This is a genomic window from Streptomyces sp. S.PB5 (genome assembly GCF_030403745.1).
In the GTDB taxonomy this organism is placed as follows: Bacteria; Actinomycetota; Actinomycetes; order Streptomycetales; family Streptomycetaceae; genus Streptomyces.
On the sequence record NZ_JAQMWP010000005.1, the window covers coordinates 252258 to 276541 of the forward strand.

At 70.0% G+C, this 24284-nt stretch carries 20 protein-coding genes; 8 read left to right on the forward strand and 12 right to left on the reverse strand.

All coding sequences use genetic code 11. The annotated features are described in order from the left end of the window. Positions 1-7: 7 nt before the first annotated feature. A complete protein-coding gene (gene pflB, locus PH203_RS15100; RefSeq protein WP_289920452.1) occupies positions 8-2308 on the reverse strand; it encodes a formate C-acetyltransferase in 2301 nt (766 codons plus the stop codon). A gap of 228 nt (positions 2309-2536) precedes the next feature. Here pflB and PH203_RS15105 point away from each other — a divergent pair, with 228 nt between their 5' ends. The 5 genes from PH203_RS15105 to PH203_RS15125 all read left to right on the forward strand — a co-directional run bounded on the left by PH203_RS15105 (position 2537) and on the right by PH203_RS15125 (position 8317). After that, positions 2537-3766, forward strand: a complete 1230-nt coding sequence (locus PH203_RS15105) for a low temperature requirement protein A (protein WP_289920453.1) — start codon at positions 2537-2539, stop codon at positions 3764-3766. Positions 3767-3795: 29 nt separating this feature from the next. Continuing rightward, positions 3796-4824 (forward strand): P1 family peptidase, encoded by a 1029-nt coding sequence (locus PH203_RS15110; RefSeq protein WP_289920454.1) that lies wholly within the window; start codon positions 3796-3798, stop codon positions 4822-4824. 434 nt (positions 4825-5258) lie between these two features. Continuing rightward, positions 5259-6479 (forward strand): Ig-like domain-containing protein, encoded by a 1221-nt coding sequence (locus PH203_RS15115; protein WP_289920455.1) that lies wholly within the window; start codon positions 5259-5261, stop codon positions 6477-6479. Positions 6480-6711: 232 nt separating this feature from the next. Further along, positions 6712-7458, forward strand: a complete 747-nt coding sequence (locus PH203_RS15120) for a DUF6227 family protein (protein ID WP_289920457.1) — start codon at positions 6712-6714, stop codon at positions 7456-7458. A gap of 409 nt (positions 7459-7867) precedes the next feature. After that, positions 7868-8317 (forward strand): hypothetical protein, encoded by a 450-nt coding sequence (locus PH203_RS15125; RefSeq protein WP_289920458.1) that lies wholly within the window; start codon positions 7868-7870, stop codon positions 8315-8317. Positions 8318-8437: 120 nt separating this feature from the next. Here the strand turns inward: PH203_RS15125 and PH203_RS15130 are convergent, their stop codons facing one another. The 6 genes from PH203_RS15130 to PH203_RS15155 all read right to left on the reverse strand — a co-directional run bounded on the left by PH203_RS15130 (position 8438) and on the right by PH203_RS15155 (position 14961). Continuing rightward, entirely contained in the window at positions 8438-8695 is a 258-nt protein-coding gene (locus PH203_RS15130; RefSeq protein WP_289920459.1) for a hypothetical protein, read from the reverse strand. A 120-nt stretch (positions 8696-8815) separates the two neighbouring features. Then, positions 8816-10999 (reverse strand): fructose-specific PTS transporter subunit EIIC, encoded by a 2184-nt coding sequence (locus PH203_RS15135; RefSeq protein WP_289920460.1) that lies wholly within the window; start codon positions 10997-10999, stop codon positions 8816-8818. After that, positions 10996-11460: a hypothetical protein gene (locus tag PH203_RS15140; RefSeq protein WP_289920461.1), complete on the reverse strand. Its 465-nt coding sequence runs from the start codon at positions 11458-11460 to the stop codon at positions 10996-10998. The genes PH203_RS15135 and PH203_RS15140 overlap by 4 nt, the downstream gene beginning before the upstream one ends. Next, a complete protein-coding gene (gene pfkB / locus PH203_RS15145) occupies positions 11457-12404 on the reverse strand; it encodes a 1-phosphofructokinase (protein WP_289920462.1) in 948 nt (315 codons plus the stop codon). The genes PH203_RS15140 and pfkB overlap by 4 nt, the downstream gene beginning before the upstream one ends. After that, positions 12401-13162 (reverse strand): DeoR/GlpR family DNA-binding transcription regulator, encoded by a 762-nt coding sequence (locus PH203_RS15150; protein ID WP_289920463.1) that lies wholly within the window; start codon positions 13160-13162, stop codon positions 12401-12403. Before PH203_RS15150 ends, pfkB begins: the two co-directional genes overlap by 4 nt. A gap of 272 nt (positions 13163-13434) precedes the next feature. Continuing rightward, complete coding sequence (locus PH203_RS15155) at positions 13435-14961, reverse strand: MFS transporter (protein WP_289920718.1); 1527 nt, start codon at positions 14959-14961, stop codon at positions 13435-13437. 218 nt (positions 14962-15179) lie between these two features. Here PH203_RS15155 and PH203_RS15160 point away from each other — a divergent pair, with 218 nt between their 5' ends. Further along, positions 15180-16184, forward strand: coding sequence for a YafY family protein (locus tag PH203_RS15160; RefSeq protein WP_289920719.1), 1005 nt, complete (start codon positions 15180-15182; stop codon positions 16182-16184). 523 nt (positions 16185-16707) lie between these two features. Here PH203_RS15160 and PH203_RS15165 read toward each other — a convergent pair. After that, the gene (locus tag PH203_RS15165) at positions 16708-17427 is read right to left on the reverse strand and encodes a TetR family transcriptional regulator (protein ID WP_289920720.1); all 720 of its coding nucleotides are present in this window, start codon (positions 17425-17427) and stop codon (positions 16708-16710) included. Between the two features lie 835 nt (positions 17428-18262). After that, the gene (locus tag PH203_RS15170) at positions 18263-19258 is read right to left on the reverse strand and encodes a sigma-70 family RNA polymerase sigma factor (protein ID WP_289920464.1); all 996 of its coding nucleotides are present in this window, start codon (positions 19256-19258) and stop codon (positions 18263-18265) included. A gap of 182 nt (positions 19259-19440) precedes the next feature. Here PH203_RS15170 and PH203_RS15175 point away from each other — a divergent pair, with 182 nt between their 5' ends. Then, on the forward strand, positions 19441-19959 hold the full coding sequence (locus PH203_RS15175; RefSeq protein ID WP_289920465.1) for a GNAT family N-acetyltransferase: 519 nt from the start codon (positions 19441-19443) through the stop codon (positions 19957-19959). Between the two features lie 260 nt (positions 19960-20219). On the opposite strand, the gene PH203_RS15180 is transcribed toward PH203_RS15175, so the two are convergent. Further along, a complete protein-coding gene (locus PH203_RS15180; RefSeq protein WP_289920467.1) occupies positions 20220-21005 on the reverse strand; it encodes a class III extradiol ring-cleavage dioxygenase in 786 nt (261 codons plus the stop codon). 153 nt (positions 21006-21158) lie between these two features. Here PH203_RS15180 and PH203_RS15185 point away from each other — a divergent pair, with 153 nt between their 5' ends. Continuing rightward, entirely contained in the window at positions 21159-21674 is a 516-nt protein-coding gene (locus PH203_RS15185) for a MarR family transcriptional regulator (RefSeq protein ID WP_289920468.1), read from the forward strand. 150 nt (positions 21675-21824) lie between these two features. Here the strand turns inward: PH203_RS15185 and PH203_RS15190 are convergent, their stop codons facing one another. After that, positions 21825-23345: an MFS transporter gene (locus PH203_RS15190; RefSeq protein WP_289920469.1), complete on the reverse strand. Its 1521-nt coding sequence runs from the start codon at positions 23343-23345 to the stop codon at positions 21825-21827. Between the two features lie 133 nt (positions 23346-23478). Continuing rightward, the gene (locus PH203_RS15195; RefSeq protein WP_289920470.1) at positions 23479-24120 is read right to left on the reverse strand and encodes a TetR/AcrR family transcriptional regulator; all 642 of its coding nucleotides are present in this window, start codon (positions 24118-24120) and stop codon (positions 23479-23481) included. Positions 24121-24284 lie beyond the last annotated feature (164 nt).

Here is a 24284-nt window from a genome sequence, read left to right on the forward strand (position 1 = left end):
TGCTCCCTTACAGCGATCCGTGGAAGGTGCGGTTGATGACGTCGAGCTGCTGCTCGCGCGTGAGGCGGATGAAGTTGACCGCGTATCCCGAGACCCGGATGGTCAGTTGCGGGTACTTCTCGGGGTGGTCCATCGCGTCCTCGAGGGTCGCCTTGTCGAGCACGTTGACGTTCATGTGGAAGCCGTCGCTCGCCATGTAGCCGTCCAGGACGCCGGCAAGGTTGGCGACGCGCTCCCCGGGGGTGCGCCCGAGGGCGTCCGGGGTGATGGTGTTGGTCAGCGAGATGCCGTCCTCGGCGTCGTCGTACGGCAGCTTGGCGACCGAGAGCGCCGAGGCGACGTACCCGTGTTCGTCGCGGCCGTTCATGGGGTTGGCGCCGGGCGCGAAGGGGGCGCCCGCGCGGCGGCCGTCAGGCGTGTTGCCGGTCTTCTTGCCGTAGACGACGTTCGAGGTGATCGTCAGGACCGACTGGGTGTGCACGGCGTCGCGGTACGTCGGGTGCCGGCGCACCTTCGTCATGAACTCGTGGACGATCCGGCGGGCGATCCCGTCGGCCCGGTCGTCGTTGTTGCCGTACGCCGGGTAGTCGCCCTCGACGACGTAGTCCACGGCGAGGCCCGTTTCGTCGCGGACGACCTTCACGCGTGCGTGCTTGATCGCGGACAGGGAGTCGGCCGCCACCGACAGTCCGGCGATGCCGCACGCCATGGTGCGCAGGATCTGCCGGTCGTGCAGGGCCATTTCGAGGCGCTCGTAGGCGTACTTGTCGTGCATGTAGTGGATGACGTTGAGCGCGTGGACGTAGGTCTTCGCAAGCCAGTCGAGCATGGTGTCGTAGCGGGCGAGGACGGTGTCGTAGTCGAGGTACTCGTCGGTGACGGGCTCGAAGCCCTCGACGATCGTCTTGCCGGTGACCTCGTCGCGGCCGCCGTTGATGGCGTACAGCAGGGCCTTGGCGACGTTCACGCGGGCGCCGAAGAACTGCATCTGCTTGCCCATGGCCATCGCGGAGACGCAGCAGGCGATGGCGGTGTCGTCGCCGTACTTGGGGCGCATGAGCTCGTCGGACTCGAACTGCAGGGCGCTGGTGTCGATGGCGACCTGGGCGGCGTACGACTTGAAGGCCTCGGGCAGGCGCGGGGACCAGAAGACGGTGAGGTTGGGTTCGGGGGCGGGGCCGAGGTTGTAGAGGGTGTTGAGGGCGCGGAAGGTGGTGCGGGTGACCAGGGGGCGCCCGTCCTCGCCGAGGCCCGCCATGGACCAGGTGACCCACGTGGGATCGCCGGAGAAGCCCTCGTTGTACTCGGGGGTGCGCAGGAAGCGCACGATGCGGAGCTTGATGACGAAGTCGTCGATGAGCTCCTGAGCCTGGGACTCGGTGAGAAGGCCGCGTTCGATGTCCCGCTGGAGGTAGATGTCGAGGAAGGCGTCGATGCGGCCGATCGACATGGCGGCGCCGTTCTGTTCCTTCACGGCTGCGAGGTAGGCGAAGTAGAGCCACTGGACGGCCTCGCGGCCGGTGCGGGCGGGGCCGGAGATGTCGTGGCCGTAGGAAAGGGCCATGGCCTTGAGTTCTTCGAGGGCGCGGATCTGCTCGGCGACTTCCTCGCGTTCCTGGATCACCTGCGCACTCGGCCACTCGACTTCGAGTGCGGCTTTGTCCGCGCGCTTCGCGACGATGAGCCGGTCGACGCCGTAGAGGGCGACGCGGCGGTAGTCGCCGATGATGCGGCCGCGGCCGTAGGCGTCGGGCAGGCCGGTGATGATGCCGGAGGAACGGCAGGCGCGGATCTCCGGCGTGTAGGCGTCGAAGACACCGTCGTTGTGGGTCTTGTGGAGCTTGGTGTAGATCTCCCGGACAGCCGGATCGGCCTCGTACCCGTAGGCGTTGAGGGCGCTCTCGACCATGCGCCAGCCGCCGTTGGGCATGATGGCGCGCTTGAGCGGGGCGTCGGTCTGCAGGCCGACGATCAGGTCGAGGTCGGGGTCGATCCAGCCGGGCGCGAAGGCGTCGATGCGGGACGGGGTGCTGACGTCGACGTCGTGGATACCGCGCGCGATCTCGTCGGGGAACATCGCGAGGAGCTTGTCCCAGACCTTGGTGGTGCGTTCGGTGGGTCCGGTGAGGAAGGAGGCGTCGCCCTCGTAGGGGGCGTAGTTGCTCTGGACGAAGTCGCGGACGGCGATCGCGTCGCGCCACAGTCCGCCGCGGAAGCCGGTCCAGGCCCCCTCCCCCGGTGGCGGCGTCTGCTGGGCCGTCTCCTCGGTGGGAGTGACGGTGGTGGTTTCCGCAGGGACGGCAGTCATGACCCGCACCTTCCGCATCGCTTCGTCGGTATGGGTCCATTCCACGCCCGCGAGGGCGGGACGGTGGGCCGCGTTGGTCCCGAGTTGCGGGACCTAGGTCCCGAGGGCAGGCGAGCCCGGGGGCCGTCACGTCGGGTGAGCTGGCGTTTCCTTCGGGTCTTTGACCCCTCGTTCGCTTGTGAATCCGTTCACAAGAATTTCCGGCGGGTATCTGCTGTGCTTGGACTCATGACGTCCAGTTCTGCTCCGACTCCGACACCTTCGGGCGCTCCCCTGTACGAGGGGCCACTGCGCAAACTCACCGCCCGGGGCCGTGGCGAGGCCCACCGGGTCGCCTCGCCACTGGAACTCTTCTTCGACCTGTGCTTCGTCGTGGCCATCGCCCAGGCGGGCGTCCAGCTCGTGCACGCCGTCGCCGAGTCGCATGCGGGCGAAGGCATCCTCGACTACGCGATGGTCTTCTTCGCCATCTGGTGGGCCTGGATGAACTTCACCTGGTTCGCCTCGGCCTACGACAACGACGACGTCCTCTACCGGGTCGTCACCCTGGTGCAGATCGCCGGTGTGCTGGTGCTCGCGGCCGGGGTCTCCCGGGCGTTCGAGGACCACGACTTCCTGTTCGTCTGGCTGGGCTATGTGATCATGCGGCTCGCCATGGTGACGCAGTGGCTGCGCGTGGCGCGTTCGAGCGAGGGAGCGGAGAGAACGACGGCACTCCGGTACGCCGGTGGCGTGCTGCTCTGCCAGGTCGGCTGGCTGGGGCTGTTCCTGCCCGAGGGTGCGCGGCCCTGGGTGTTCCTGGTGATGGCGATCCTCGAGATGTGCGTGCCCCGGTACGCGGAGAAGGACTTCGCCACCTCCTGGCATCCGCACCACATCTCCGAGCGCTACGGCCTGTTCACGATCATCGTCCTGGGCGAGACGATCGCCGCGGCCACGGTCGCCGTGAAGACCGGTGCCGACGAGAACGACGCGCTCGGCGATCTGCTGCCGATCGCCGCGGGCGGGCTGCTGATCATCTTCTCCGCGTGGTGGATCTACTTCGTGGTACCGATCCACGGCCATCTGCGCTCCAACAAGCAGGCGTTCCTGTGGGGTTACGGCCACTATCTGATCTTCGCCTCGGCCGCCGCGATCGGCGCCGGCCTGGAGGTGGCGGTCGAGCAGGCGATCGGCAAGGCGCACATCTCCACACTGGCCGCGTCGGCAGCGGTGACCCTGCCGACGGCGCTCTACCTGCTCTCCGTCTGGGCACTGCACTCGCGGCACTTCAAGGTGGGCACCGCCCAGCAGCTGGTGCTGCCGGTCACGGCACTGCTCGTGATCGTCTGCACGTTCCTGGGCGACTGGGCCGTGCTCGCGGCGGGCATCGTCTCGGCGCTCGCGGTGGCGACCGGGGTGACGCTGACGGCGCGCATGGTGGCGCGGGAGAGCAAAGAGGCCGCTCCGGTCGTGTGACAGGCCGGTGCCTGGACGACACTGGTGCCATGACTGTTGACGCCCTGACGGACGTCGCCGGTGTGCGTGTGGGGCATGCGACGCGCATCGGCGACGGTTGGCTCACCGGCACCACCGTCGTACTCGCCCCGGAAGGCGGCGCCGTCGCGGCCGTGGACGTGCGTGGCGGCGGCCCCGGCACCAAGGAGACGGACGCGCTCGACCCGCGCAATGTGGTGCAGCGGGTCGAGGCGATCGTGCTGACCGGCGGCAGCGCGTACGGGCTCGACGCCGCGTCCGGTGTGATGGCGTGGCTGGAGGAGCAGGGGCGCGGGGTGCCGGTCGGGGTGGATCCGGCGCACGTCGTTCCCGTCGTGCCCGCCGCCTGCATCTTCGACCTGGGACGGGGCGGGAACTTCCGCGCCAGGCCGGACGCCGGCACCGGCCGGGCCGCGGTCGAGGCGGCCGCAGCGAGCGCGGAGGGCGCGCGGGTGCGGGAAGGCGGCGTGGGCGCGGGTACGGGCGCCGTGGTCGGGGTGATGAAGGGCGGGGTCGGGAGCGCGAGCATCGTCCTCGACTCGGGGATCACGGTCGCCGCGCTGGCGGTCGCCAATGCGGCGGGGTCGGTGATGGCCCCGGAGACGGGGGTCTTGTACGGGGAGTTGTTCCAGGGGCGGGTGGACCGTCCGGAGGCGCACGTCCATGAGGCCGCGCGCCGACGCCTCGCCGAGACCACCGCGAAGAACGCACCGCCCCTGCTGAACACGACACTCGCCGTCGTCGCCACCGACGCGGAACTGTCGAAGGCTCAGGCGCAGAAGCTCGCCGGCACGGCGCACGACGGCATCGCGCGCGCCGTGCGGCCCGTGCATCTGCTCAACGACGGCGACACAGTGTTCACGCTGGCGACGGGGCAGCGCCCGCTCGACGCCGAGCACCCGCTCGCGCTCAACCCGCTGCTCGAGGCCGGCGCCGACATGGTGACGCGCGCGATCGTGCGCGCCGTGCGCGCGGCCGAATCGGTGGACGGACCAGGCGGGATGTGGCCGTCGTACGGGGAGTTGTACGGGGGTCGGTGACAGAGGCGGTGCCGGGACTTCGGGGGCTGCGCCTGTGCCGGGGTCTTGTGACAGGCTCGGGCGCCTTGGCGGAGCTGGTGGCGGGGCGTGGAGTTCGGGGTGCGCCCGTGGGCCAGGGCTGGTGGCGGGCGCGGGCCAGGGGCGGGGGCGCCCTCAATTCGCGTATTGCTGACGGGCGTTCGCGCCGTGAGCCCGTCAGTCGGCGCACAGATCGCCACGTCACACCCCGCCAGGAGCGCACGACTCGCACGTGTTCACGGCATGTGCGGCTTCCGCGCCCGCCCCGCGCATGGCGCATTTCGTTCGGGTGATTGTCCCGGTTGTGTCACGTGATGGCGTTCACGCCGGACGGAGGGAACCCGACCGGTCATGGATGCGCTCTTTCTCCACGCATGGGAGCGGATCACGCACATCACACGAACCTGGAGCAGCTCGTGACAACGCCGGACATAGCAGCGCGGCGCGTACTGGGGGCCTGTGCCGTCCTGGCGGTCGGCGCGCTTACCCTCACCGCTTGTGGCGGCGGTGCCGACGCCAAGAACGACGACGGGAAGGGCGGCGGGGAGTCCTCCAAGTCGTCCGAGGCGAAGATCGTCATCTCGGCGAAGGACGGGTCGACGGGAGCGTCGATCAACACGACGGGGGTGAAGGTCAGTGGGGGCGAGCTGACCGACGTGAAGATGACGGTGGTGGGGACGGGACAGGACGTGCCGGGCTTCATAACCGCCGACGGGGGGAGCTGGAAGCCGAAGGAGCAGTTGGAGCGGGGAACGAAGTACGAGATATCGGCGACCGCGAAGGACACCGACGGGCGCAGCGCCGCGGCCGATTCGACGTTCAGCACCGTCAGCAAGGCGAACAGCTTCATCGGGACGTACACGCCGGACGGCGGGACGACGGTGGGTGTCGGGATGCCGGTGTCGTTCAGCTTCGACAAGGTGATCAGTGACAAGAAGGCCGTGCAGTCGCACATCACGGTCACGTCCAGCAGTGGGCAGAAAGTGGTCGGGCACTGGTTCGGGGCGCAGCGGCTCGACTTCCGGCCGGAGGAATACTGGAAGGCCGGGTCCAAGGTCACGATGAAGATCGACCTGGACGGCGTCGAGGGCGGGAACGACGTCTTCGGGGTGCAGAAGAAGACCGTCACGTTCACGGTCGGGCGGTCGCAGGTCTCGACGGTCGATGCGGACACGCAGACCATGACGGTCGTGCGGGACGGCAAGACGCTGAAGAAGGTGCCGATCTCGACGGGGAGCGCGGAGTTCACCACGTACAACGGGCAGATGGTGATCTCCGAGAAGTTCCCGAAGCTGCGGATGGACAGCAGGACGGTCGGGCTCGACAACGCCTATGACATCCCGGATGTGCCGCACGCGATGCGGCTGACGCAGTCGGGGACGTTCATCCACGGCAACTACTGGTACAACAAGGGCAATCCGCCGTTCGGGCGGCAGGCCACCAGCCACGGCTGTGTCGGGCTGCAGGACGTGCAGGGCGGTCAGGGGGACACGAGCGCCGCATGGTTCTACGACAACTCCCTGCTCGGGGACGTCGTGATCGTGAAGAACTCCCCCGACAAGACGGTGGCGCCGGACAACGGGCTCAACGGCTGGAACATGTCGTGGACCGAGTGGGTCTCGGGGAGTGCCGTGTGAGCGCCCACTGAGCGCCGGGGCGCGCTCGGTCGGCGGTGCGCCGCCCAACGCCAAGGAGCGGTAAATACCTTCTGACCGGCGACTTTTGACGGAGCTTCGGGCCGCGTGGGAACTTCTCACGTGGCCCACGCGTTTTCTGTGCGCACGTTTTCTCGGTTCCCGGACATGATGTCCGACCGAGGGGCTACGGTATGCACCCACAAGGTGACATGCAGCAACGCCGGGAGAAACCTTGAGCGTTCCGTACGAGACAGCAGCGTACGAACCACGCGAGTCGCCCGAGTCTCCGGAGGAGCACCTCGCGCGACTCCTCGGCCGTGCGCTGAACTCCTTCGAGCTGCCCGACGAGACGATACAGCGCCTCGACTACGCGCTCGCGCACGACAGTTCGCTGCACTCCGCGCACCACAGCGCGGGGCTGCACCGCGAGACGTACCGTCACACCTGGCTGCTCGCCGACGGCTCGGCGCTCACCCTGTGGGAGCTCGTCCACAACACCGCGCGGGGCAGTGTCCCGCAGCACGAGGTGTACGTCGACGAGGAGGAGCTGCGCGCCGCCACGGCGCGGCTGCCCCTGCCGCAGGACACGCCGGACTTCGAACTGCCGGTGACGGTTCAGCTGTCACCAGTCCCCGCACCCAGGCACGCTTATGTGCCCGACGACTCGGCGGACCACGCGCGCCGGCTCCTGCGCCGCGCGGAGAACCCGGACCGGCCGGGTGCGGAGACCGCCGCGGTGCTGGCCACGGCGTTCGCGTACCAGATCACGCAGGCCTTCGGGCGGCCCTGCCGCGCGGGACGGATCGGGCTGTGCTTCTCGCTCTACGAGCACGCGTTCCTGATGCGTGACGGCGCGGAGATCTCGCTGTGGGAGGTCGAGCACACGGCCACGCCCGACGGGCGGCACATGTGCGAGGTGTACGTCTCCGAGGACGCGGCGCGCGATGCCATGGAGCGGCGCGCGGCGCAGGTGTCCTGAGACGCCGCAAGCGCGGACAGCGGTGCGGGCGCGGCCGGCTCGGATGGCACATGAGCACCCCCCTCTGCTCTGCCAGATAACGCCGTTCGGCCTCGCCCTCCGGGCCGACTACGGCCTTTGGCAATTCCGTGGTGAACAACACAAAGATGCCCACGCCGTGGCCGAGCAACGCGGATCGTCAACCCGCACAGGCGGCAGGTGGGTGGTGAGTTGCTGGTGCAAAATCTCGCACCATGCCCGGCAAAGAAACAGCCGCACTCATTTCAAGATCTCTCAATCAGACCTGTAAGTCTTCCGGGAGATCCGCGAGGCGTGTTACGAATCTGCACGTCACGGGCGCTCTGGCGGAACACACTGACCATTGATCCGCGCCGTCCAGAGTATGAACAAGCCCGGGGGGAAGGACACCATGACCAACAAACAGCACCTCGCGCACGGCACAGCCGTCAGGATGCCGCTTCGCCGATGTGCGATAGCCGTGTTTGCCATTCTCGCGGCACTCTTCGTCACCGTGGGCCAGGCGATCCCGGCCAGTGCTGCCACGACAAAACGCGTCTGCGCCCCACGTAAATGCGTCAAGGTCAAGACGTCCCAGTACTGCTACCCCTCCAAGGGGTGCGGGAAGGCGATGTACCGAGAGGCGCGCCCCGGGGAGTACTGCTCCTCCTCGGTCGGTTGTGTCACGTACGAGGGCAAGAACTACTTCTACGTCGGGGGCTCGAAGCTGACGGAGGCGCAGAAGACTCAGACTCGGAAGTGCGCCGCGTCCCTGGGCGTCACCTGGCTCGGCGCACTCGGCAGCGGACCGGTCGGCCTCACTGTCCTCGGCGTGGCCGTGTCCCTTTGGGGATGCACGTGAGGGCCTCTCGGGCCGTCACGAGCGGAAAAGTCAGCAACGACCACTGACTCTGGCAACAACCACTGACTGCACGCCGGCCTTGGCAACCTTTGTTCCACTGCTGCCGGGCGGCTCAGCCGTTCAGTGGCCGTCGCCCAGTTGTCGTACCAGTCCAGCGAACGCGTCCCGTTCCGCCGGGGTCAGTTCCACGACCTCCGACTCGGGGGCCGTCTGGCGCTGTTGCGGGAGGGCGGAGACTGCCGCGCCGTCCGGACGCAACAGCGAGCGCTGGGGGCGTATGCCGCGCAGGAGGCGGATCAGGGCGGTCACCCACAGCACGGCCGCCAGGGCCAGGACGACGGGGCCCAGCAGCTGGAGGAACGTGACGTGCTCAGGCATGCGCTCCAGTAGACACCACGGTCCGGGCCTTTTGGCCCGGACCGTGATGTATCTCGCAGGTGCCGTGAACAACTCACAGCGCTTCAAAGGGACAAGTGGGAGCTTCGCCCGCCCGAGCGCTTACGCCGCCACCGGCTGCTTCGCCTCTGCGGCCGTGGCCGCCGGGGACTCAACGAGCGGAGCGCCCTCCGGTGTCGTCTTGCGCATGCCCTTCAGGAGGATGACCAGGCCTGCCGTGACCGCCGTGCCGGCCGCGATGGCCAGCAGGTACAGGATCGGCTTGCCGATCAGCAAGGTGACCCAGACGCCGCCGTGCGGAGCGCGCAGGGTCGAGCCGAACGCCATGGTCAGCGCGCCGGTGACTGCGCCGCCCGCCATGGAGGCGGGGATCACCCGGAGCGGGTCGGCCGCTGCGAAGGGGATCGCGCCCTCGGAGATGAAAGAGGCTCCCAGAACCACGGCGGCCTTGCCGTTCTCGCGCTCGGCCGGAGTGAACAGCTTCCTGCGGACAAAGGTCGCGAGGGCCATGCCCAGCGGGGGCACCATGCCGGCCGCCATCACGGCCGCCATGATCTTCATCGCCGAGTCGCTCGGGGCCGCGACCGAGATACCGGACGTCGCGAAGGTGTACGCGACCTTGTTGACCGGGCCGCCGAGGTCGAAGCACATCATCAGGCCGAGGAGGACGCCGAGCAGGATGGCGTTGGTGCCGGAGAGGCTGTTCAGCCAGTCGGTCAGGCCCTTCTGCGCCTCGGCGATGGGCTTGCCGATGACGACGAACATCAGGAACCCGACGACCGCCGAGCCGACCAGCGGGATCACCACCACCGGCATGACGCCGCGCAGTACCGGCGGGATGTTGATCCGCTGGATGCCGAGGACCACGCCACCGGCGATCAGGCCGGCGACCAGGCCGCCGAGGAAGCCCGCACCGATCGTCAAGGAGATCGCACCGCCGACGAAGCCGGGCACCAGACCGGGCCGGTCCGCCATGCCGTACGCGATGTATCCGGCGAGGACCGGCACGAGGAAGCCGAAGGCCGCGACGCCGATCTGGAACATCAGGGCGCCCCAGCTTTGGGTCTGGGTCCAGTCGAAATGCTCGATGACGGGCTGGGCCTTGTCGATCTTCCAGCCGCCGATCGCGAACCCGAGGGCGATCAGCAGACCGCCCGCCGCGACGAACGGGACCATGTAACTCACGCCGGACATCAGCCACTTGCGCAGCTTGGTGCCGTAGCCCTCGCCGGCTTCACCGGCGCGCTCCACGGGGGTGCCACCGCCGGGCCGAGCCGCCGCGGTCACCTCACCGCGCGCCGCCTTCCCGCGCACCTCGCCGATCAGCTCGGCGGGACGGTTGATGCCCGCCTTCACGCCGACGTCGACCGTCGGCTTGCCGACGAAGCGGTCCTTCTCGCGTACGGGGACGTCGTGGGCGAAGATCACGCCGTCCGCCGCGGCGATGACGGCCGGGTCGAGCCGGGTGAAGCCGGCGGAGCCCTGAGTCTCGACGACGAGTTCGACGCCCGCCTCGCGGCCGGCGTTCTCCAGGGACTCGGCCGCCATGTAGGTGTGGGCGATACCGGTCGGACAGGAGGTGACGGCGACGATCCGGAAGGGGCGCTCGCCCTCGCCGGACGCGCCAGATGCGCCGCTCGTGGCACCCGCGGCACCCGTGGCGCCCGGCGCCGGAGCGCTCGCGCCGCCCGGCGCCGGGGCCGTGTTACCCGTGGCGGCATCGGCGGAGGCCGCCCCCGACGCCGCCACGGAGTCTGCAGAGGCGCCCGCGGGGGCGCTCACGGCGCTCTTCGCGCCCTCGGCGGCGCCCTCCGAAGCACCCGCGCCCTCGGCGTCCGCCGCCGGCGCGTCCCCGCGGATCAGCGCCGCCGCACCCGCCGCGTCCCCCACCGACCGCAGCGCGTCGGTGAACTCCGCGTTCATCAGCTGCCGTGCCAGCGACGACAGGATGGTCAGGTGGGCGTCGTCGGCACCGGCGGGCGCCGCGATCAGGAAGATCAGGTCGGCGGGACCGTCCGGCGCGCCGAAGTCGATGCCGGCCGCGCTGCGCCCGAAGGCGAGCGTCGGCTCGGTGACGTGCTCGCTGCGGCAGTGCGGGATGCCGATGCCGCCGTCGAGGCCGGTCGGCATCTGGGCCTCACGGGCGGCCACGTCGGCGAGGAAGCCCTCCAGGTCGGTCACCCGGCCCAGGGAGACCATGCGTTCGGCGAGGGCGCGTGCCGCCGCTTCCTTGGTGTCGGCGGACAGGTCGAGATCGACCAGGTCCGCGGTGATCATGTCGCTCATCGCGGGCTCCTTCGCACGCGTATCGCCTGGGGAGTGGCGAGGGCGGGGACGGGGACGGGGGTGAAGTAGGGGATTGCGGGGTGGGTCGGGCGGGAGGGGCCAGGGGTGGTGGGGGCGGAACCGGGGAAGCCCCGCCCCCACCGGGCGGCAGGGCGGCTCAGGCGGCCCTGCCTCCCGCAGGCCGCGACGAGTAACGGGGAGCCTCGCCGCTTGATGGCCAGTTCATGAGAGAGTGCGCCGCACGCCACGGACGTCGGCACCGCAGCACCGCGCGCCACCGACGCCAGCACCGCCGTATCCACGCCACGCGCCACCGGCGCCAGCACCGCCGTATCCGCGCCACGCGCCACCGGCGCCAGCGCCCTCGCGCCCGCACCGCGCACCGCAGGCGCCGGCACCCTCGTACCCGCGCCGCGCACCACCGGCGCGGGCACCCTCGTACAAGCCGTCAGGTCGCTCATGACACCGGCTCCTTCAGTGGGCGGTCCACCGGTACCTCCGTCGTCACCGAGACGGCCGCGGGGTTCAGGTCGTCCGGGGTCGGCATGACGCTGCCGGGCAGTTGGACGGCCGCCGCGCCGTGTGCGACCGCCGAGGCGAGTGCCTCCGGGCCGCTGCCGCCGGCGATCAGGAAGCCGGCCAGGGAGGAGTCGCCTGCGCCGACATTGCTGCGTACGACGTCCACGTGGGCGCTCGCGAACCAGGCGCCCGCGCCGTCCACGAGGAGCTGGCCGTCCGCGCCCAGGCTCGCGAGCACGGCGCGTGCGCCCATCTCGCGCAACTCCTCGGCCGCCTTCACGGCGTCGCCCACGGTCGCCAGGGGGCGCCCGACGGCTTCCGCGAGCTCCTCGGCGTTCGGCTTCACCACGTCGGGGCGTTCGCGCAGGGCCTCCAGGAGCGCACGCCCCGAGGTGTCCAGCGCGATGCGTGCGCCCCCGGCGTGCGCCCGCGCGACCACGTCGGCGTACCACGACGGCGCGAGCCCCCGCGGCAGGCTCCCGCAGCAGGCGATCCACGCCGCGTCGCGCGACTGCTCGCGCACCGTCTCCAGGAGCAGCTCCTGCTCCTCCGCCGACAGTTCCGGCCCCGGCGCGTTGATCTTCGTGAGCACCCCGTCCGCCTCCGCGAGCGCGATGTTGGAGCGGGTGGCGCCCGCGACCGGGACCGGCGCGACCTCGATGCCCTGCGCGTCGAGCAAGTCCGCGACGAGCGCCCCCGGCGCACCACCCAGGGGCAGTACTGCGACCGTGCGCTGTCCGGCGGCCGCGACGGCGCGCGAGACGTTCACGCCCTTGCCGCCCGGGTCCATGCGCTCGCCGGTGGCGCGGATGACCTCGCCGCGGTCGAGGGAGGGGACCTCGTAGGTGCGGTCCAGGGAGGGGTTCGGGGTGACGGTGAGGATCATGCGCGCACTACTTCCGTGCCGCCGCGCTCGATGGCGGTGGCGTCTTCGGGGCTCAGCCCGCTGTCGGTGATCAGCAGGTCCACGTCGCTCAGGTCGCCGAAGCGGGCGAAGTGCTCCTGGCCGTGCTTGGAGGAGTCGGCGAGCAGCACCACGCGGCGCGCGGCGGCCAGGGCCGCGCGCTTCACCGCGGCCTCGGCGAGGTCAGGCGTGGTGAGGCCATGATCGGCGGAGAAGCCGTTGGCTGCCACAAAAAGGACATCGGCCCGGATTTCGCCGTACGCGCGGAGTGCCCAGGCGTCGACGGCGGCGCGCGTACGGTGCCGTACGCGCCCCCCGACGAGGTGGAGCTGGATGCCGGGGTGGTCCGCGAGGCGGGCCGCGATCGGCAGGCTGTGGGTGACGACGGTGAGGGAGGCCTCGAGCGGGATGGCGGCGGCGAGGCGCGCCACCGTCGTACCGGCGTCGAGGACGAGGGTGCCCTCGGTGGGGAGTTCCGCGAGGGCGGCCTTGGCGATGTGGTCCTTCTCGTCGGCCGCGGTGGTCTCGCGCTCGGCGAGGTCCGGTTCGAAGTCGAGGCGCCCGGCGGGGATGGCGCCGCCGTGCACCCGGCGCAGGAGGCCGGCGCGGTCGAGGGCCTTGAGGTCGCGGCGGATGGTCTCCGCGGTGACCTGGAACTCCTCGGCCAGCGACACCACGTCCACCCGGCCGCCGTCACGGGCGAGCCGGAGGATCTCCTGCTGCCGCTCCGGTGCGTACATGTCCGCTCGCCTCCGACGTGAATGTCCGGCCGTTCGTCCGGACCGATGTCCGGTCACTTCCGACTTGTGCCCGAACTTGTGGTTTCGCTGGGAGGCTACGCCCGGATTTCCGGAAAGTAAACAGGTTCGGGCCTAATCGGGCATGAACGGGCCTGCCGGAGGGGCCGGAACGGACTTCCGGCCGGTCGCGGAGCGGCCCATCGGGCCTGGTCGGGACAGACGGAAGGCCCGGCGCCCCGGGCGAACCCAGGTGCCGGGCCTTTCCCGTGCGTTCAGACGAGCTCCGGCTCCTTGTCCCCCACAGAACCTCCGGAGCCCACAGAACCCTCGGAAGCCTTAGACCCCTCGGACCCCTGGGAACCCTCGGACCCCTGGGAACCCTCCGGACCCTCGGTCACCTGCGTCGCCTCGGCCCCCTCCAGATGCTGGACCGCCCGCTTCGGCAGCGCGAACATCAGCAGGAAGATCACCGCCATCACCACCGCGACCCACTTGAGCGCGTACTGGAAGGCCGCCACGAACTCCGGGCCGATCTGCTCCGGCCGCAGCCCGTCCGCGATCTGCCCGAAGAACACCACCGAGACCAGACCGAGCCCCAGCGCGTTGCCCATCTGCTGCACGGTGTTGATCAGGCCGGACGCCGAACCGGCGTGCTCGCGCGGTACGCCCGACAGCACCATGTCGGTCAGCGGGGCAAAGATCAGCCCCATGCCGGCGCCCATCACGATCAAGGGCAGGGCCATCTGCCAGGGGGCGATGGTCATGCCGTAACGGTCGGCCTCCCAGAGGTAGAGCAGGACGCCCGCCACCATCGTCAGCGCGCCCGCCTGGAGGACCTTGCGGCCGAAGCGCGGGACCAGCTTCTGGACGGACAGCCCCGCCGCCAAGGAGACCGCGATCGAGAAGGGGACGCCGGTCAGACCCGCCCTCAGCGGGCGCCAGCCCAGGCCGACCTGCATGTACAGGGTCCAGACCAGGAAGAAGATGCCGAGGCCGATGCCGAAGACAGTCTGCACCGCGATGCCGGCCGCGAAGCTCTTCACCTTGAAGAGCGACAGTTCGACCAGCGGGGAACCGTCGCGGACCGTCTTGTGCTTCTCGTACGCCACCAGCGCCCCGAAGACCACGAGCGCGCCGGCCATCGACACATGGCCCCACAGCGGCCAGCCCAGCTCACGGCCGCGGGTCAGCGGGTAGAGCAGCATCAGCAGGCCCAGCGTCACCAGCGCGACGCCCACCAGGTCCAGGCGCAGTGCGCGCGGCGCCTTGGACTCGGTGATGTAGCGGCTGCCGAGGATCAGGCCGGCGATGCCGACCGGGAGGTTGATGAGGAAGATCGGGCGCCATTCGAGGCCGAAGAGGTTCCACTCCGTCAGGAGCGCGCCGAGCAGCGGGCCGGAGACCGCGCCCAGGCCGACGATCGCGCCGAAGAGGCCGAACACCTTGCCGCGTTCCTCCGCCGGGAACGTGGCGTGCACGATCGACAGCACCTGCGGCACCATCAGCGAGGCCATCGCGCCCTGCAGGATCCGGGCGGCGACCAGCATCTCCGGGTTCGCGGCGAAGCCGCAGAGCGCGGAGGCGAGGGTGAAGCCGCCGATGCCGATGAGGAACAGCCGCTTGCGGCCGTGGATGTCGCCGAGCCGTCCGCCGGTGATCAGTCCGGCGGCGAAGGCGAGCGCGTAACCGGCGGTGATCCACTGGATCTGGCTGACGGTCGCGCCGGCGTCGGCCTGGATGGACGGGATCGCGATGTTGACGATCGTGACGTCGACGAGGTCCATGAATGCCGCGGTCATCACGATCGCGAGAGCGAACCAGCGGCGGCGGTCGGGCGTGACGGCCGTGACGGCCGTGGCAGCCGGGAGCTCCGCGCTTCCGGTTTCGGTTTTGCTCTTGGTTTTGCTCTTGGTTGCGATCTCGGTCTCGGTGGAGACAGCGCCTTGAGAGGTCATGTTCTGAAGCTACGGCCCCATTAGGTCAGATCGTGTCCTACTTCTGCGGCATCCTCGAACTCATGACGACGGACACTCCGGCCCGGCTCCTCCAACTCCTCTCCCTCCTCCAGACCCCGCGGGAATGGCCCGGCGGTGAGCTCTCCGAGCGGCTCGGTGTCTCCCGCCGGACCGTTCGGCGGGACATCGACCGGCTGCGGGAGCTGGGGTATCCCGTACAGGCAACGAAGGGGGCCGACGGGGGTTATCGGCTCGTCGCGGGCAAGGCGATGCCGCCGCTCGTCCTCGACGACGAGGAGGCCGTCGCCATCGCGGTCGGACTGCGGGCGGGGGCCGGGCACGCGGTCGAAGGGGTCGAAGAGGCGTCGGTGCGGGCGCTGGCGAAGCTGGAGCAGGTGCTGCCGTCTCGGCTACGGCACCGGGTGTCGACCCTGCAGGCCGCCACCACGCCTCTCACCAGTGGGGACGGGGCGAGCATCGCGCCGGAGACGCTGACCGTGATGGCGTCCACCGTCGCCGGGCGGGAGCGGCTGCGGTTCGCCTATCGGGCGCGGGACGGGGCGGACTCGCGGCGGGTGGTCGAGCCGTACCGGCTGGTGTCCACCGGACGGCGGTGGTACCTCGTCGCGTACGACCTCGATCGCGCCGACTGGCGGACGTTCCGGGTGGACCGGGTGAGCGAGCCGTTCGCGACCGGGGCGCGGTTCGCTCCGCGGGAGTTGCCGACCGGGAGTGCGGCGGAGTATCTGCGGCAGTCGATGTATCGGCGGCAGGAGTCGACGTACGAGATGGACGTGGTCTTCGAGGCGCCGGCCGAGTTCGTTGCGGCTCGGGTGCCGGGGTGGGTGGGGGTGCCGGAGGAGTTGGGGAGTGGGCGGTGTCGGTTGCGGGCGACCGTGGGGGACGCGGTGGAGTGGATGGCGGTGCGGCTGGCGATGGTGGGTTGCGAGTTCACGGTGCGGGGGCCGGAGGAACTGGTGGGGTGTGTACGGGAGTTGGGTGGGCGGTTGAATCGGGCGGGGGGTGGGCGAGGGGGTACGGGGCTGGATCGAGGTTGCTTGAGCTGAGCTGAGCTGAACTGAGCCGGGCTGGGCTTGGTTGGGTGAGCTGACGTCCGGAGTTGGGTTGGCTGAGCCGGGTTTGGGGGTTGGCCGGGGTGGGGGTTGCTGCGCGGTGGGTGACGCTCGCCCGCGCTGGCGGGGCGCCTCCCCCGGAGGGGGGCCCCAGCGCCCACCCGTGCCGCCCCTAGCGGCACGCCTGCCCGCAGGCTGGGAAGCGGGCGGGGTAGGGGGTGCCACGGCAGGAACGCCCCGCAGGCCGGGCAGAGGGCATGGGGCAGGTGCCGTCGCACAAACCACCCACAGGCCAGGCAGGAGTCAGGGTGCCGCCACACAAACACCCACAGGCCGGGCGGGGGGCCGCCGCACAAGTGCCCGCGCTGGGTGGGGATGAGGCGGGGGGTGAGGTGGGAATGCCGTCATACGGCTCCCCGCAGGGCGGCTGGAAGATGAGCTGCCGTCGCACGACCGCCCGCAGGGCATAGGTGGGGCGGTTGCCCCCCCCCAGCACAGGTCGGCGTCGACGTCGGCCTCAGCCGGCCTTCTCCCAGGGATACGCGTCCGTCGCCCCCAGATTCCGCAACGCCAGGCTCGCCGGTCCCGTCTCCTCGGTCGCCCGTGCGTCTCCCGCGACCCAGGCCTCGACGGCCGTTCGTACGGCTGCGCTTGCCACCGCCGCCGCGAATCGGAGTTCCGGTGACAAGGGGGCAACGTTGTCAGTTTCCTGTCTGCCACGCTCGCCCGGTTCGCCCAGTTCCCCTAGCTCCCCCAGCGCCCCCGGTTCCTCCAACTCCTCCCGCTCCCCCAACTCCCCGCCGCCGGAAGGCGATACGTCGGCCTCCACCCGAGTCCTCGCCACCCTCTCCCCCAGCACCCCCGCCAACGTCCGCTCCGTCCCCAGACACACCTCGGCCCAGACCTTCCGCAGCGCCGGGCTGCTCTCCGCCAGCCGGATCAACGTGCGGACCCATTCCCAGGACGCCGCCGAGACCCCCGCACCCGGCGTCAGAGTCCGGCGTACCGCGTGTTCCAGGGCCTCGCGGACCGAGAGTTCCGCCGGGGCGTGCCGTACGGCCTCCACCCAGCGCTCGGCGCCCGCCGCGTACAGCGGTGCCACCGCCTCCTCCTTTGTCGCGAAGTAGCGGTAGAACGTGCGCGGGGCGATGCCCGCCGCCTGGGCGATGTCCTCGGCGCGGGTGGCACGCAGGCCGTGTTTCACGAAGAGTCCTGCTGCCGCTCGGGCGATCGCCATCCTCGTCTCGGCCTTGCGTCGCTCGGTCAGGGAGGCGGGCGCGGAGGGCGAGGGCTGGGCGGGGGTGGGGCTGCTCACATCGGCAGGCTATGCCCATGTGACACAATCTGCCATCCGGCGGGCCTCCCCGGGGTTCAGGTACGGGGAAGCCCGCCGTCCAGCATGTCTCGGCGTGGATGTACGCGGATGTAGGCGGATCTGACGCGGATCGGACGGGCTCTGATACCGAGTGCCCCCGAACCAGGCGGCCGTGAGACGGACCCGCTCCGCGAAGCGAACACGCCGCAGAACCGCCGACTCAGGCGTCCCTCTCTCCCGATGCGGACCCGCCGGGATGCGGACGTGCCCCGAAGCAGACGCACCCCCGACCGGGCGCCCCGGGCGCGGACCTACCCCGCCCCCAACCCACCCACGCCCACGCTCACACCCCACGCTCACACCCATGCCAACGCCCGCCCCCACACCCGCACCCCTCCCCCTCCCCTCCCCTCCCCTCCCCGGAAACGAGCAGAGCCGGACCTCGGCACCCGGGGGGAAGGGCGCCGAAGTCCGGCTCGCGGGGAGTCCCGGCGCCGGGGGGGGGATTGCGTCGGGACTTGGCTCAGGGGCCCGGTTCTTCGTCCGGAACCCGATCTCTCGAACACCTCGAACTCTTGGGCCCTGAAGTCTTGTTCCCGGGGCCCAGCCTGTTGAAGCGGTCATTCACCGCCATGTTTGCGCCGCTTTCACGACCCGGCGCACGCGGGCACACGCACGCCCCTCAACCCTCAAGACGAGCCCTCAGGACGAGCCCTCAGGACCCGCCCTCGGGACCAAGGCCGGCGCCCGACCCGGCCTACGCCGCCGCGTCGAACCCGGTGTCCCGGGCCAGCTTCTTCAGCTCCAGCAGCGCATGCTTCTCGATCTGCCGGATTCGCTCGCGGGTGAGGCCGTGCTCCTTGCCGACCTCGGTCAGGGTGCGTTCGCGGCCGTCCTCGATGCCGTAGCGCATCTTGATGATGGAGGCCGTGCGCTGGTCGAGGCGGCCGATCAGGTCGTCCAGTTCCTCGCTGCGCAGCAGGGTCAGCACCGACTGCTCCGGCGACACCGCCGACGTGTCCTCCAGGAGGTCGCCGAACTGGGTCTCGCCCTCGTCGTCGACCGACATGTTCAGGGAGACCGGGTCGCGGGCCCAGTCCAGGACGTCCGTCACACGGTCCGCGTTGGAGCCGAGCTCGGCGGCGATCTCCGCGGGCTCGGGGTCGCGGCCGTGCTCGCGGTTGAACTCGCGCTGGACGCGGCGGATGCGGCCGAGCTCCTCGACGAGGTGGACGGGGAGGCGGATGGTGCGGGACTGGTCGGCTATCGAGCGGGTGATGGCCTGGCGGATCCACCAGGTCGCGTACGTCGAGAACTTGAAGCCCTTGCGGTAGTCGAACTTCTCCACCGCGCGGACCAGTCCGGCGTTGCCCTCCTGGATCAGGTCGAGGAGCGGCAGACCGGCCCTCGGGTAGCGGCGAGCCACGGCGACGACCAGGCGGAGGTTGGAGCGGATGAAGATGTCCTTCGCCCGCTCGGCCTCGGCGACCAGCGCCTCCAGCTCTTCGCGGGTGGCGTCCGCCCTGGACTCCTCGTATCCGTCGAGGATCTGCCTCGCGAACACACCCGCCTCGATGATCTGTGACAGCTCGACCTCCTTGGCGGCGTCGAGCAGCGGTGTACGCGCGATCTCGTCGAGGTACATGCCGACCAGGTCGCGATCGGCGATCTCGCCGCCATGGGCGCGAACACTGCCTGCCGCGGCAGTCCCGCCCTTGGCGGACTGACGACGGGCGACGGCACGGGTTGCCATGCGTGCTCCCTTGCGATGGTGGGCTGGCGGGTGGTCCTGTCGGAGCCTGGCACCGTCTTGGCACTGTCCTCGGGTGCCCTGCTTCCGATGGAAACAACGACTGGAATCAGGACAGAATTCCCAACCCGCACCACTATTTTTCTGATCATGCAGTACCCTGTGCGGCCACACGGGGAGGTCGGATGACGACGGAACGTACTGAGGTGCAGGTCAGGCCGGGAGTCGAGGCTGACCTCAGGGCCCTCACCGACATCTACAACCACTACGTGCGTGAGACGCCGATCACCTTCGACACGGCCGTCTTCACCCCGGAAGAGCGCCGCCCTTGGCTGCTCTCCCACCCTGTAGACGGTCCGCATCTCCTAAAAGTTGCCGCGGATGCGGACTCACAAGAAATTCTCGGTTACGCCACATCCAGCGCGTTCCGCCCGAAGGCCGCCTACGCGACCTCCGTCGAGGTGACGATCTATCTCGCTCCGCACGCGGGCGGCCGCGGGATCGGCACGCTGCTCTACAAGGCCCTGTTCGAGGATCTGGCGGGCCAGGACGTCCATCGCGCCTACGCGGGCATCGCCCAGCCCAACGAGGCCTCCGTGCGGCTGCACGAGCGTTTCGGCTTCCGGCACGTCGGCACGTACCGGGAGGTCGGCCGGAAGTTCGGCCGTTACTGGGACGTGGCCTGGTACGAGAAGGACCTCTAGCCCAGCCCACCGCTCCTCGGCCGGCTCAGCCGACGGCTCCTCGACCAGCCCAACCGACCACATCTCGGCGCGTCTCGGCACTCCGGCCGACCGAGCCTCAACCAGCCCAGCCCAGCCGACCGCACCTCACCCCGCTCCGCCAGACCCGGCCGAAGCGAACCCCGGCAACCCGGCAACCTCAGCCGAGCCGCCCTGGCCGAACCGCCCTGGCCGAACCGCCCTCGGCGAACCACCCTCGCCGAACTGCCCTCACCCCACCCTCAGCCGAACTGCACCGACCGCTTCGCCAGCCCCATCCAGAACCCGTCGATCACCGACTTCTGGTCCCTCAGCTCGCCGGCCGCGTCCGCGGCCCCCATCGTCACGAACAGGGGTGCGAAATGCTCGGTGCGCGGGTGGGCCAGTCGGCCGACCGGGGACTTGTGGAGGAAGTCGAGCAGGGAGTCCACGTCCCCGGAGTCCAGCGCCCCGCGCCCCCAGTCGTCGAACTCCGCCGACCACGCCGGGATGCCGCCCTGCCGCAGCGCGGCCAGGTTGTGGGTGAAGAACCCGGAGCCGACGATCAGCACGCCCTCGTCGCGCAGCGGCGCGAGCTTGCGGCCGATCTCCATCAGCCTGACCGGGTCGAGGGTCGGCATGGAGATCTGCAGGACCGGGATGTCGGCCTCGGGGAACATCTCGACGAGCGGGACGTACGCGCCGTGGTCGAGGCCGCGGTCCGGGATGTCCTGGACCGGGATGCCGGGGGCGCGCAGCAGCTTGCGTACGGACTCGGCGAGCGCGGGGGCGCCGGGGGCGTCGTACTTCACTCGGTAGTAGTGCTCGGGGAAGCCCCAGAAGTCGTAGACGAGCGGGACCTGTTCCACCGCGCCGAGGGCGAGCGGGGCCTCCTCCCAGTGGGCGGAGACCATGAGGATCGCCTTGGGGCGCGGAAGGCCGGCGGACCAGGCGGCGAGCTCGCCGGGCCAGATCGGGTCGTCCGCGAGGGGCGGGGCGCCATGGCTGAGGTAGAGCGCAGGCATGCGCTCCTGGGTGGCGGCGGACATGACGGCGGCTCCCTCCGGACGGTGCTGCGCGAGATCCAAGTCGGCTCAAGGCGGCCCAAGACGACCATTGCTTGAACTCTAAAACGCATTGCTCGAAAAAGTGTAGGCCGAACTTGTTTAAGTTTCAAGGAGAGTTCTCGTACAGTGGAACCCATGAACACGGCATCGCCATCCACCACCCCTGAGGAGCCGCAGTGGCTCACCGATGAGGAGCAGCGCGTCTGGCGCTCCTATCTGCACGCCACGACGCTCCTCGAAGACCACCTGGACCGCCAGCTCCAGCGCGACGCGGGCATGCCGCACATCTACTACGGCCTGCTCGTCAAGCTCGCCGAGTCCCCGCGCCGGCGGCTGCGCATGACCGAGCTGGCCATGCATGCCAAGATCACCCGTTCCCGGCTCTCGCACGCCATCGCCCGGCTGGAGAAGAACGGCTGGGTACGGCGTGAGGACTGCCCCTCCGACAAGCGCGGCCAGTTCGCGGTGCTGACCGACCAGGGCGCCGAGGTGCTCGCCCAGGCCGCGCCGGGCCACGTCACCGTCGTACGCAATGCGCTCTTCGACCGGCTCACCCCGGAACAGCAGAAGTCCCTCGGCGAGATCATGCAGATCGTCGCCGAGGGACTCCAGCCCAACGAAGCGGGGGCGGACCTGCCCTGGCTCCGCTGAGCCGCTCACTCAGCGGGAGCCAGGGGCAGGCCCTGAAGGTTCGTACGTGCGGAGCGTCCCCATCCCCGTACGTACGAACGGATCCGAAGGGGTACGACCGGCGGTCGTCGTCAGTGACTCACTGGCTCAGTCACTCGGTGACTCGGTGACTCAGTGCGCGACGACCGGGACCGCGACCTCGTCCTCGGCGCCCTCGCCGGAGCCCGTGACCGCGGACATGTCCGGCTTGCCGGCGTTGACGAAGGTCAGGGCGATGATCCCGGACAGGACCAGGATGCCGACGGCGAACCAGATCGCGTTGGTGTAGCCGTGCACCATGCCCTCCAGCTGCACGAGCTGCTGCTGGGTACGGGACGAGGCGCCCGCCATGTGGTCGGCGATGTAGGACGTGGTGGCCGACGCGGCGATCGTGTTCAGCAGGGCCGTACCGATCGCACCGCCCACCTGCTGCGAGGTGTTGACCATCGCGGAGGCGACACCGGAGTCCTGCGGACGGACGCCCTGGGTGGCCAGGGACATGGCGGGCATGAACGCCGTACCCATGCCGAGGCCGAGCAGCACCATCGCCGGCAGCAGCAGAGCCGCGTAGGACGAGTCGATCTCCATCTGGGTCAGCAGCAGCATGCCGACGGCGGCGACCAGGAAGCCGGGGCCCATGAGGACGCGCGGCGCGACCCGGGTCATCAGACGGGTGCCGATCTGGGTGGAGCCCACGATCATGCCCGCGATCATCGGCAGGAAGGCGAAGCCGGTCTTGACCGGCGAGTAGCCCTTCACGATCTGCAGGTAGTAGGTCAGGAAGAGGAACAGGCCGAACATGCCGATGATGGCGAGACCCAGCGAGAGGTAGACACCGCCGCGGTTGCGGTCGGTGATCACGCGCAGCGGCAGCAGCGGGGCCTTGACCTTGGCCTCGACCAGGACGAACGCGGCGAGCAGGACGCCGGAGGCGACGAACATGCCGATCGTCACGGAGTCGCCCCAGCCCTCGGACTCGGCGCGGGTGAAGCCGTAGACCAGCGCGACCAGGCCGAGCGTGGAGAGCAGGACGCCGGGGATGTCGAGCGGGTTGCGGTTGCGGCTGCCCTCGGGCTCACGGATGACGAACCAGGCACCGGCGGCGGCGAGCACCGCGAAGGGGATGTTGACGAAGAACGTCCAGCGCCAGTCCAGGTACTCGGTGAGGAAGCCGCCGAGGATCAGACCGACGGCACCGCCGGCACCGGCGATCGCGCCGTAGATGCCGAACGCCTTGGCGCGCTCCTTGGCGTCCGTGAACATCACGGCGAGCAGGGAGAGCGCGGCGGGCGCGAGCAGGGCGCCGAAGACACCCTGGAGGGCGCGGGCGCCGAACATCATCGCCTCGTTGGTGGCGGCGCCGCCGAGCGCGGAAGCGGCGGCGAAGCCGATCAGACCGACGACGAAGGCGTTCTTGCGGCCCCACAGGTCGGCGATCCGGCCGCCGAAGAGGAGCAGACCGCCGAAGGCGAGGGCGTAGGCCGTGACGACCCACTGCCGGTTGCCGTCGGAGATGCCGAGGTCCTGCTGGGCGGAGGGCAGGGCGATGTTCACGATGGTCGCGTCGAGGACGACCATCAGCTGGGCGAGCGCTATGAAGAACAGCGCCTTCCAGCGATTGGAGTCGGGAGCCGTGACGGCTGACTGAGACATGGAGGTACCCACTTCGGGACTTCGTGACGGAAAAAAGGAGTGGAAAGGGGACGGTCCGTCGTCGGTGACGGCCGGTGAAGGTCGTTGCGTTGTGGACTGCTGTGGTGCTGCGGACTAATCGGTCACTGATCGGTCATGCCTGGCGCAGGTCCTCCATGGTCATGGCCGAGCCCGGCAGGGTGGAGCGGGCCGGGGCCCGCAGCCCGTCGAGGAACAGCTGCAGATGGCGGTGGACGAACCGGTCGGCGCTGAAGCAGTCGGTGCCGGCCGGGGGCCGGCTGAGCTGCGCCACGACGACCATCAGGTCGCCGACGCCGACGTCCTCGCGGAGCTGTCCGGCCGCCCTGGCGCGGTCCATGAGCTCGGCGACGAGCTCCTCGCACCGCACGCGCGCGGCCTCGAGGTCCGGGTGGTTCTGGTCGAAGGTGCTCTGGATCATCGGGCACAGCGCACTGATCCGCTCGTCGGCAGAGGTGTGTATGAAGCGCTCCAGAGCCTCGAAGGCGTCCCCGGTCTCCATGAGCGCGAGTTCGGCCGCCTCGGTCGTACGGTCCATGACGGAGCAGACGACCTCGCGGACGAGCGCGTCGCGGTCGGGGAAGTTGCGGTACACCGTGGCGTTGCCGACACCGGCGCGGCGGGCGATCTCGTCGAGCGGCACATCGGGGCCGAACTCGGTGAACATCTCCCGGGCGGCGGTGACGATGCGCTCCCGGTTGCGCAGGGCGTCGGCGCGGGGCCGGGGCACCTTCTTCTGCACAGTGGTCGCGGTCACGGCGTACTCCTCGGATGGCTGAGGGTGGATGGCTGGTCTCTGGATGACTGGGTCTGTGCTGTTGCCGACGATCCGGGGAAGGTCTCCCCGTTTCGCGCGAACACACTTCTAAACGGGGAGACGCTCCCCGCTTATTTCAGGTTGACCAAGAGATTTCATGTGAC